The 10,379-nt window shown below is 59.1% G+C and carries 10 protein-coding genes; 7 read left to right on the top strand and 3 right to left on the bottom strand.

Annotated features, from left to right (window positions below; translation table 11 throughout):
• Positions 1–4 precede the first annotated feature (4 nt).
• From benC to D7S86_RS12570, 7 genes are all read left to right on the top strand, one after another.
• Entirely contained in the window at positions 5–1,030 is a 1,026-nt protein-coding gene (benC, locus tag D7S86_RS12540) for a benzoate 1,2-dioxygenase electron transfer component BenC (RefSeq protein WP_121086855.1), read from the top strand.
• Positions 1,027–1,803 carry a benzoate diol dehydrogenase BenD gene (benD, locus tag D7S86_RS12545; RefSeq protein ID WP_121086857.1) on the top strand — a complete coding sequence of 259 codons (777 nt, stop codon included), beginning with the start codon at positions 1,027–1,029 and terminating at the stop codon, positions 1,801–1,803. The genes benC and benD overlap by 4 nt, the downstream gene beginning before the upstream one ends.
• A 46-nt stretch (positions 1,804–1,849) precedes the next feature.
• Positions 1,850–3,100 (top strand): GTPase, encoded by a 1,251-nt coding sequence (locus D7S86_RS12550; RefSeq protein WP_121086860.1) that lies wholly within the window; start codon positions 1,850–1,852, stop codon positions 3,098–3,100.
• Positions 3,101–3,102: 2 nt separating this feature from the next.
• Complete coding sequence (locus D7S86_RS12555) at positions 3,103–4,677, top strand: dynamin family protein (protein WP_121086861.1); 1,575 nt, start codon at positions 3,103–3,105, stop codon at positions 4,675–4,677.
• Positions 4,678–4,857: 180 nt separating this feature from the next.
• The gene (locus D7S86_RS12560; protein WP_121086863.1) at positions 4,858–5,460 is read left to right on the top strand and encodes a DUF1326 domain-containing protein; all 603 of its coding nucleotides are present in this window, start codon (positions 4,858–4,860) and stop codon (positions 5,458–5,460) included.
• Positions 5,457–6,272 (top strand): DUF2182 domain-containing protein, encoded by an 816-nt coding sequence (locus tag D7S86_RS12565; protein ID WP_121086865.1) that lies wholly within the window; start codon positions 5,457–5,459, stop codon positions 6,270–6,272. Before D7S86_RS12560 ends, D7S86_RS12565 begins: the two co-directional genes overlap by 4 nt.
• A complete protein-coding gene (locus D7S86_RS12570; RefSeq protein WP_121086867.1) occupies positions 6,265–7,143 on the top strand; it encodes a DMT family transporter in 879 nt (292 codons plus the stop codon). Before D7S86_RS12565 ends, D7S86_RS12570 begins: the two co-directional genes overlap by 8 nt.
• Before the next feature lie 336 nt (positions 7,144–7,479).
• Here D7S86_RS12570 and D7S86_RS12575 read toward each other — a convergent pair whose 3' ends face one another.
• The 3 genes from D7S86_RS12575 to D7S86_RS12580 form a co-directional block, all read right to left on the bottom strand.
• Positions 7,480–8,019, bottom strand: a complete 540-nt coding sequence (locus D7S86_RS12575; protein WP_158601934.1) for an immunity 42 family protein — start codon at positions 8,017–8,019, stop codon at positions 7,480–7,482.
• A 39-nt stretch (positions 8,020–8,058) separates the two neighbouring features.
• Positions 8,059–8,493 carry a hypothetical protein gene (locus D7S86_RS29095; RefSeq protein WP_147432314.1) on the bottom strand — a complete coding sequence of 145 codons (435 nt, stop codon included), beginning with the start codon at positions 8,491–8,493 and terminating at the stop codon, positions 8,059–8,061.
• Positions 8,490–10,379 (bottom strand): hemagglutinin repeat-containing protein (locus tag D7S86_RS12580; RefSeq protein ID WP_147432315.1); only part of this gene is annotated, 1,890 nt, incomplete at its 5' end. The genes D7S86_RS12580 and D7S86_RS29095, both read right to left, overlap by 4 nt.

Consider the following 10,379-nt stretch of genomic DNA (forward strand, 5'->3'; position numbering starts at 1 on the left):
TTCCATGTCCACGTACACAGTTGCATTGAATTTTGAAGACGGCGTCACGCGTTTTGTCGAATGCAAGGCCGGTGAAAAAGTACTCGACGCCGCATTCCGCGCGCGCATCAATTTGCCGATGGATTGCTCGGACGGCGTGTGCGGGACCTGTAAATGCCGCGCCGAAAGCGGCGACTACGATCTCGGCGACGACTATATCGAAGACGCCTTGAGCGAGGACGAGAAGGACCGGGGGCTCGTGCTTACGTGTCAGATGGTGCCGCAGAGCGATTGCGTCATTGCGGTGCCCGCTTCGTCGGCCGTCTGCAAGACCGAGCACACGCGATTCGCGGCGACGGTCTCGAAGATCGAACAGCATCACGACGCCGCCGTCGTGCTCGAACTCGACGTCGATGCGGCGGCACCCGTGTTCTTGCCCGGACAGTACGTCAATATCGATGTGCCCGGCAGCGGTCAGCATCGCTCGTATTCGTTTTCGTCGGCGCCCGGCGCGTCGAAGATCAGCTTCCTGATCAAGAAGATTCCCGGCGGTGTCATGAGCACGTGGCTCGAATCGGCGCAGGCGGGCGCGAAGCTCGATTTGAACGGGCCGCTCGGCAGTTTTTATTTGCGCGCCGTGCAGCGTCCGCTGCTGTTCCTCGCGGGCGGCACGGGGCTCGCGCCGTTTCTTTCGATGCTTGAAGTGTTGGCGCGTACGGGCTCGCAGCAGAAAGTGCATTTGATTTACGGCGTGACGCGCGATCTCGATCTCGTGCTTGTCAACGAAATCGAGGCTTATGTGGCGAAGCTGCCGAATTTCAGTTTCGCGACGGTCATTGCCGATCCCGCGTCGGACCATCCGCGCAAGGGTTGGGTCACGCAGCATATTCCCGACGATGCCTTGAACGACGGCGACGTCGACGTGTATCTCTGCGGCCCGCCGCCGATGGTCGACGCCGTGCGCAAGCATTTCGAGGACACCGGCGTCGCGCCGAACAGCTTCCACTACGAGAAGTTCACGCCGAACGCCGCGACCCCGAGGGCCGCATGAGCGCGCAACGATTCGCGGACAAGGTCGTCGTCGTGACGGGGGCGGCTCAGGGTATCGGCCGCGGCGTGGCGCTCGGTGTCGCGGCCGAGGGCGGCAAGGTCGTGTTCGTCGATCGCGCGGACTTCGTGGCGGACGTCGCGGCCGAAGCGAAGGGGGCCGAGACGGCGGGCTTTATCGCGGATCTCGAAACGTATGCGGGCGCCGCGTCGGCGATGGCATTCGCCGCAGCGCGTTTTGGCGGGATCGACGTGCTGATCAACGGCGTCGGCGGCGCGATTCGGATGCGTCCGTTCGCGGAGTTCGAACCCGAGCAGATCGATGCGGAAATCCGGCGCTCGTTGATGCCGACCTTGTACGCATGTCATGCCGTGTTGCCGCATCTGCTTGCACGCGGCGGCGGTACGATCGTCAACATCTCGTCGAACGCGACGCGCGGGATTCATCGCGTGCCGTATTCGGCGGCCAAGGGCGGCGTCAACGCAATCACGCAGTCGCTTGCGATGGAGTATGCGGAGCGCAATATCCGCGTCGTCGCGACGGCGCCGGGCGGCACCGCGGCGCCTGCGCGGCGTATTCCGCGCAATGCGGACGGCGACAGTGCGCAGGAAAAGATCTGGATGGACGAGGCGGTACGACAGGTGACCGATTCGACGTTCTTCAAGCGCTACGGCAGCATCGACGAGCAGGTCGCGCCGATTTTGTTCCTGGCGTCGGATGACGCGAGCTATATCACCGGCACGGTCTTGCCCGTCGCCGGCGGCGATCTGGGCTGACGGCGCGATCGCCTGACCCTATTCTTGAACAGCGGAGGATGATCCGGTGTCGAATGCCCAACGTGAACAGGCGGCGCGTGACGTCGCTTGTGTGTTGCCTAAGCGGACGCATGATCTCGCGCGTTTGCAGATTCTTATCGACGATAGCGAGCCCGTTGTCACCGTGGTCGGCAAATACAACCACGGCAAGAGCAGCTTGCTCAATGAGCTGGTTGGGCACGAGGCGTTCGCGGTCTCCGACAAGCGCGAGACCGTGGCCTTGTCGGACCGTCTCGTCGCGGGCGTGCGATGGCTCGATGCGCCCGGACTCGATGCGGACGTCGGCACCGAGGACGATCGTCAGGCCTTGCAGGCGGCGTGGCTCAGATCGGATATCCGACTGTTCGTCCACGCCGCGAAGGAAGGTGAGCTCGATGCCTCGGAGCGCGAATTGCTCGCGCAGCTCGGCGAGGATGAGAACAGGACGGGGCGGCAGACGCTGTTCGTGCTGTCGCAAGTGGATCAGCTTGCGGACGACGCAGAATTACGGAAGATCGGCGACGCGATCGCGAATCAGGTGCCGGGTATCGTGCCGAATGCGGTGTCGGCCGTGCGGCATCGCAAGGGCGTCGAAGGCGGCAAGGCGTTGATGCTTGAAAAAAGCGGGATTCCCGCGCTGCACGCGGCGTTGCAGAGCGAGCTCGCGCGTGTGCCCGAGGCTCGCGTACGGGAAACGGCCTTGCTGTTCGGCGAAATCGGCGAAGAATTGCGTCAGCTCAAAGCGGCACAGGATCAGACGCTGCATGTGCTCAAGCATACGCAGCGTCAGCAGCGCGCGGATTTTGATCGCGGGCTCAAGACCGTCATCGACAAGGTCAGCGGCGAAATCGAGGCCATGCTCGACGCGCTCACCACGGACCATGCGCTTGTGCCGGACACCGCGAAGGATGTCTATGCGATTACCGCGGGCAAACTTGAGCGTGCGCATATTCAGATTGCTTATTCGCGCGCATGCATCGAAATCGATGCATTTCTCGCCGGGCACGGCGTCATCGAATTGCCGGCCGAACAGCAGACCGTGGCGAGCAGTTTGAATTCGGTCATGATTGCCGTCATGGGTGTGTCGGTCAAATTCCGCAAGGATTTGCGCCGGATGTTCTGTGAAGCATCGGGGCGCGAACGTATCCAGCGCGATTTCACGCATTACTATGAGCGCTCGGCCGATCGCGAAGCGCTGGCGGAGCAGATTGCCGATACGGAAGCCGCGATCGTCGCCACCGACAAGGCGTCGGCCGCCTTGCATCGTATGGATGCTTGAACATGAAAGCCGACGCGACTCATGAATCTCGCTTTATCGCCGAAGTCGACGCGTTCGAATTCACGAGGCGCGACGTCGAAGCGGTGGTGCATGCGCTCAACGATTGGCTTGCGGCATTGAATGCGGCGCTGCAATCGCATGCGCTGGTCGCGATGGGATTGAGCGCGCAGAGCGAGCTGATCCGGCAAGCGGATGCGATCAATGCGACCGTCAGCGAGACCGCGCAGACGTGGACGCATCAATGGACGCGTCTTCAAGCGGCTCAGGACCTCGCCGATCATTTCGACGACAAGGCCTTGCTGCTCGTGTTCGGCAAATTCAATGCGGGCAAGAGTTCGTTCTGCAATTTTCTCGCGGAGCGCTTTGCCGCGCATCGCCGCGCGGTTCAGTACTTCTATGTCGATGCGGGGCGTGTCATCGAGACACAGGAGCCCTTCAAGGAAGGCTCGACTGAAACGACGTCGAGGCTTCAGGGCGTGTGTCTTGGCGACAACCTCGTGCTGCTCGACACGCCCGGACTGCATTCGGTGACGCCGGACAACGCCGCGTTGACGCAGCGCTTTACCGATAGCGCAGACGGCGTCTTGTGGCTGACGAGTTCGACGTCGCCCGGACAAGTGCAGGAGCTCGACGATCTCGGGCGCGAGCTGCACCGGAACAAGCCTTTGATGCCTGTCGTCACGCGCAGCGACGTCTATGAAGAAGACGAGGTCGACGGCGAGATCGTCAAATGTCTGCGAAACAAGAGCGCGGAACGACGCGCCTTGCAGGAAGACGATATCCGTGTTCGCGCGCGGGAGAAGCTTGTGACGATGGGCGTCGAACCGACGCTGCTGAGGCCGTCTGTATCGATCTCCGCGTATGTCGCGCGTGAGCAGGGCCAGACGGCTTCGGCGATGAGCGAGGCGGGATTCGAGCGCTTGTACGAGGCCTTGCTCGCGATCGCGGAACCGGCGCTCGCGTATAAGCGCCGCAAGCATGCCGAGATTCTGTTGCATCACCTCGAAGAGAATGTGCTCGGTGCGCTCGAGCGCGACGTATCGCCGATGCTGACTGAACTTGACGCGTCGTTGCGCGGCGCACTCACTGCGCTTGAGCTTCAGAAAACGCAGATGGCGAATGCGCTTTGGCGCAGTGTGATGCCCACGTTGCCTGCATTGCTCGATACGCACGCCGCGACGCACGATGTGACGGCGATGTGCCGTGCGTTGTCGGAGTCAGTGCGTGAAGCGTTTTCGCGTGAAGCATCGAGGATCTGGGCCGACTATGCGATTGAGCCGAACGCGTTGCGGATGGAGGTCGCGCTTGAGAGCGGCGCGGATTTTGACGATGTCGTCGTCGAGCATCCGGGTGTGAACGGACCGGTCTGCGAAATCGCGGGGATCGACTACGGACGTGTCCATGCGGCGCTGAGTCATGCGGTTCGTACAAGCGTCGTCACGCTCGCGAACGATGCGGCACGGCAATGCGAGGACACCGTGACGCAATGGCTCGCACGTGTCGATGCTTTGAAGGATTTGCTGAGTGCAGGCGCGCGTGGCTTGCTTGAGTTAAAGGTGCGCGTAAGGTCCGAATAAAGCATCGCAGTGTGTGCATCCGACGGAGTACGAAGCGTGTGTCATCGACCTTCGCGCGATCGCTGAATCGATCGTCGCCGAGCTTGACTTGGTGCAATGCGCAGCGGGAAAATTTCTACCCCCTGGCTGCCGCGCCTTGCGGCGAAAGACGGTGTTTGCGTACCTTCAACGGAGGTTCGTATGAGTTATCACCTGGAAGGTCGGCTCCTCGAAGTTTGCAATTGCAATGTTCTGTGTCCGTGCTGGATCGGCGAGGATCCGGACAATGGGACATGCGACACGATCGTCGCATGGCATATCGACAAAGGCACGATCGAGGGCATCGACGTCGGCGGCACGACGATCGCGGCCGTGGCGCATGTGCCGGGCAATATCTTGCAGGGCAATTGGACCGCTGCGATCTATATCGATGACACCGCCTCGAAGGAACAAGAAGAGGCGCTGCTGAAGGTCTATACCGGTCAAGCCGGCGGACCGGTCGCCGATCTTGCGAAGCTGATCGGCAAGGTCGTATCGGTGGAGCGCGCGTCGATTCGCTTTACCGTGACGGGGGGCAAGGGCGAACTCGAGATCGGTGCGAATTACTACGCGGAACTTGAGCCTTATGTCGGAACGAGCGGGGCGACGACCACGCTCACGGAGACGGTGTTTTCGACGGTGCCCGGCGCGCCGGTGTTTGTCGGCAAGGCGCCGACCTATCGATCGCGGAATGCCGCACTCGGCATCGATCTCGACATCAAGAATCACAACGCATTGCAGAGCACGTTTCGGTTCGAGGCATGAACCCGAGCGCCGGTCGTCCGCCGCTCGGCGTGTCGCACCATGCTTCGATTTTCATGCCGGTGCTGGCGGCGCTGATCGCGCTCGCGTGGATTGTGTTGTGGGCGTGGGCGCGCAGTCCGTATGGACGTTACGTCGAACACGGCGATTGGACTGCGTCGGGGCCCGCGGCATTTCTATGTCGTTTCGTGCCAGCGGGGGACGTGGTCGTGCCTCTGGTGCTGTACGCGGTCGCCTGGATTCTCATGACGATGGCCATGATGTTGCCGACCACGTTGCCGCTGTTCGATGCTTTCGATCGGATGACGATGGGGCGCGCGGATCACGGGCGGCTTCTGCTGATGCTTGTGTTGGGCTATGTGGCGGTGTGGGGCGCGTTTGGACTTGTCGCGCATGGTCTGCATGGTGCGGTGTTGTTTCTGTTCGCTCGCGTGCCTGTGTTGGCCTGGCGTGGTTGGATGATTGGCGTCGCGGTCATTGCGCTCGCGGGTGCGTTTCAGTTCAGTGCGCTCAAGTATCGATGCCTGGAGAAGTGCCGTACGCCTTTGAGTTTTATCGTCGAGCATTGGCGCGGGCATGCGAATGCGTGGCATGCATTCGTGCTTGGCGTGCGGCATGGGCTGTTTTGCGTCGGGTGTTGTTGGGCGTTGATGCTATTGATGTTCGCGCTCGGTCTCGGCAGTGTGGGCTGGATGCTTGTGCTTGCGGCTGCGATGGCGATTGAAAAGAATGTTCGATGGGGGCGGCGTCTGAGTGCGCCTTTGGGCGCGGCGCTGTTGTGTTGGGCGGTGGTGCTTGTGGTGCGCCATGCGTGAAGCGCGCAGTCGCATGTTCGTGTTGCAGACGATGATTCTCACTGCGGTGGCGATGGCGGCCTTTGCAGCGAATTCGCTGCTGTGTCGGCTTGCGCTTCGCGGAGGGGAAATCGATCCGGCCAGTTTCGCGAGCATCCGGCTTGTCTCGGGTGCGATCATGCTTGCGCTGATGGTGCGCTTGAGGTCGGCGCGGTCTTCGTCGGGACGCGCCGATTGGCTCGCTGCCGTGACGTTGTTTGCGTATGTCGCTTTCTTTTCGTTTGCGTATTTGACCTTGTCCGCGGGGACGGGCGCTTTGATTTTGTTCGGCGCGGTGCAATTGACGATGGTCGGTGTGGGTTTGCGCTCGGGAGAAGCGTTCGGAGTCGTTGCATGGTTGGGGCTTGGACTCGCGATCGCGGGGTTGGTCTATCTCGTGTCGCCGGGTATGGCGGCGCCGTCGGTGTCCGGGGCGGCATCGATGGGGGTGGCGGGTGTCGCGTGGGGTGTGTATTCGTTGCGTGGGCGCGGCGTATCGGACCCGCTTGCTGCGACGGCGGGCAACTTCGCGAGGTCGGTGCCGTTTGCGCTTGTGTTGAGTGCGTATAGCGTCGTGGATACGCAGGTGCATGCGTATGCGAACAGAGCAGGGGTTGGCTTGGCGATCGTTTCGGGGGCGTTCACGTCGGGCGTGGGGTATGTGATCTGGTATGCGGCGCTGAGCAAGCTCGGTGCGATGCGCGCTGCGACCGTGCAGTTGTCGGTACCGCTGATCGCGGCAGTGGGGGGCGTGGTGCTGTTGTCGGAACCCGTTACGCCACGATTGGCGATGGCTTCGGTGGCGATTGTGGGCGGAATTGCGATGGTGTTGGTGGGGAAGGGGCGAGGGTAGGGTTTGGGTGGTTTGCCGGCGTGTCGGTGTTCGTGTGTTGAACGCTCAAGTTTCTCCAATCGCTTGGGGGGCTGGGTATGTCATCGAGGGTTTTTTTAGTCTGCTCGACAAGGCGGTCCGGAAATTGGCTTGTCGTTCAATTGACTTGCCCATTTTCTTAGGACCCCGCAGCTCCAGAAATAACGGCTGTTGGCAGTCGTTGTTCATGTGCCGACGAAACTCGTCGGGCGTCTCGCCCTCCGTTGCCGGATATGTCGTTATCTCCAGATTCTCATGGTGCTCAATCGCCGGAGCAGGTCAGGTCGATGATTGTGTTATTTTTTATTCGTCAATGAGTCATTTATGTTTTTCATTCTCTATATCGTACAATTTCTCAAGGTGAATGTATGCTTCGCAAAATACATTGTCGAATTCATTTGGCGTCAATTTAAATTCTCTGATGTTGGGGGAGTCAATATGTTTGTAAAGCATTCTTGCTTCGCTGATATCTTCAACTAGGAATATTTTCCAGGAATCGAATACGTCGACCGGGATGCGGACGTCGAAACAAGCTGATAAGGGGTCGCCTTGTGTGTATTGAGAGATGTCTGTGCTATTTTCTAAAAGGGAGTTAGATGTCAGCGAAAAAATTTTATCTTTTTCTAAATTAGCTAATGAGGGGCAAAATCTCTTCCCGCTGTCGTTGCGTATGTACGATGATTGAATCAAAACATCGCGTAGAGATGTTCCGAGATTGTAGTCGCCGACGATGTCACCTCCAATCCAGTAGCATATGCGTCCGAATAGCCAGATGTCGCCATAATTTTTGTCGAGTTTTAGGGTGACGGCAAATCTATTTTTGTCTCCAATATGCGCGATTTCTTCCAGGGTATTCATTTTGGATTGGATCATGCGTTTAATATACAATTTGTAAGATCATGGTGTGGTGCAATCCTCGTAAAGCTTTGTTAATTTATAAATCAAATTTTGATTTTTGGGTTGATCAATTGCATTCCAGTTGTGCATGTCTAAATCCTCGAGAATTTTTGTTAATTTTGAGGTTCCGTTAAAGTACAATGCATTCCAAAGTATATCGATTGATATGTTGTTTGTCGGGTCTCCGTGTATTAATAAATCTTTGAGGCTTGTTGATTTCGAGCGTGCCATGACGATTGCGTGATGGGTGAGTTCTATGAGTTCGCATTTTATATTTATGCAAAGAAATTCAATTACTGCTTGCCTCCAAATTTCAGTGTTCCACCCGAATTGACCGCCCAAGTAATTTGAAAGGGCGTCATTGGGTGTAAAATCATCTAAGCTCGCAAAGATGAGTTGTTGTTGATAATCGATGGCGGGAAAGGTAAAAATCATTTGCTTGGAAATTTAAATTTGGCGGCTTTGCCATTGTTAATGTTTCGAATCGATGGGCTGCTAACTTCAACCGTCGCTGTTGTCGAGCGTGTCGCGGTCGACGCCTGGCCAGCAGGCCTATACGTGACGGCCGTCCCGTCAGGTAGGATAGCGACCCAGCTCCCCTCGCCTGTGATGTTATTCATAACTTTGACCGGTGTCTGGCTGTTGAATGCTGCCTTTGCAAATTGCTCCGCGGTGACGTTCGGATTGTCACTCGCTTCCATTGAGATTGGTTTACCCCTGCCATCAATGCCGGCAGGTAACTCGCCGTTTTCCCCAAAAATGGAGGAAAAAATCTCGGCGCTTGCTGATGCGGGTTCCCTAGGCTGAGGGGCCGGATTGTTAGGATTTGGCGCCTCATTTGCGTTTTTTCTACTACTGATTAGTGTATTACTTGGCAGCTTCTCAGGTTCGTATCCTAATGTCGATACCGCACTCAACGCCTTGGAATCGACCAGCACAGTCCCCGGACTGGCCGTTGGCGGCTTTCCTCCGCCAGTACCGGCTACGGCATTTACCCCATTGGCGATGCCCTGAGCGATCAAGTCCGATGCAGGTTCAGACATCTTCGCCTGCGCATCGGCGTTCATGTGTTGGACGCTCTGATTGCCCCAATTGCTGACGGTGCCGGGTATGTCGCCGTAGGTCCATTTGGCCCAGTCGGCGAACCGGTCCAGCATCTGGCTTCCCGTTCCGCCCGTGCCATCGGAGTTCGTCGTGGCACGGTTGTAGAGGTCGGCGTTCGACGCCATGAAGGCGCCTGTACCACCTCCGGCGAGTCCGCCACCCATTCCCGCGAGGACGTTCGACACGGTGTTGCCGAGCGTCATCGAGCCGGTTGCGTCTCCGATGGAATCGGCCAGGCTGTTGAGCTTGCCCGCAAGCGATGCCGATACGCCTGCGCCCGCAGCGCCTTGCATCGCGCCGCCTAGACTGCCGCCACCGAGTCCACCCATGAGCGCACCGCCGGCGATATGCGCGAGCACGCGGCTCGTGCCGCCTTCGGCCCATGCTTGTGCGCTTGCCGTGTCGCCGGCTTCTAGGGCCGCTTCCATCTGCGCATTCGCATAAGCGCCGATACCTTGCGCAACGACCTGACCCGCCGCTTGTGCGGCCTGCATCATGTCGGCTTGCTTGGCGAGCAGGGTGCTCAGGTCCGGCGCTTCGGAGAGCGTGCCATTCAGATCCGAGGTCTCGCGACGGATCGATGTGATGTCTTGCTTCTGATTCGCCTGATCCGTGATGTGGATCGCGCTCTCGCTGATCGCGCTCTTCGTCGTCGCGCGGCTATCGTCGCTGTCGTTTTGCGGCAGCATCGGCACGATGCCCCCGGCGCCGCTTACCGAGGCGGGCCCGGTTGCCTGGCCCGTCGAACCTACACCGCCTCCCGCGCTGATGCCGAAGCTCGACGCGTCAAGGCTCGAATGATTCTCGATGTCGGTGCTCGTGAGCGTATCTGTGCTCAGGCTGTTCTTTGATGCATCGGCGTCGCTTGCGAGATACGCACCCGTGAGCGTCGTATTGCCTTTGACGTTGATTTCGAAACCACCCGAGCCCGCTTGAATACCGCTTTGCTCATTGACGCCCGCGTAGCTGCCGCGTGCATTGCCACCCGATACGCTTGCGCTCGCACTGCCGCCACCCTGGCTGATGCTTGCACCCGCGCTCATGCTCTGCTGACGCACTGCACTCGTGGTCGTGTCCTGCACGCTGGCGACGTTCAGATCGCCGCCAACGTCTGCACTGATCGATGCACCCTTGACGTTGGCTCCGATGAGATTCGTGTCGCCACCCGAGTGGATCGATACGCTGTTCGCACCGCTCACGTGCGTGTTGTTCTGCAT

This window comes from Pararobbsia silviterrae (assembly GCF_003628125.1).
GTDB classification, from domain to species: Bacteria; Pseudomonadota; Gammaproteobacteria; order Burkholderiales; family Burkholderiaceae; genus Pararobbsia; species Pararobbsia silviterrae.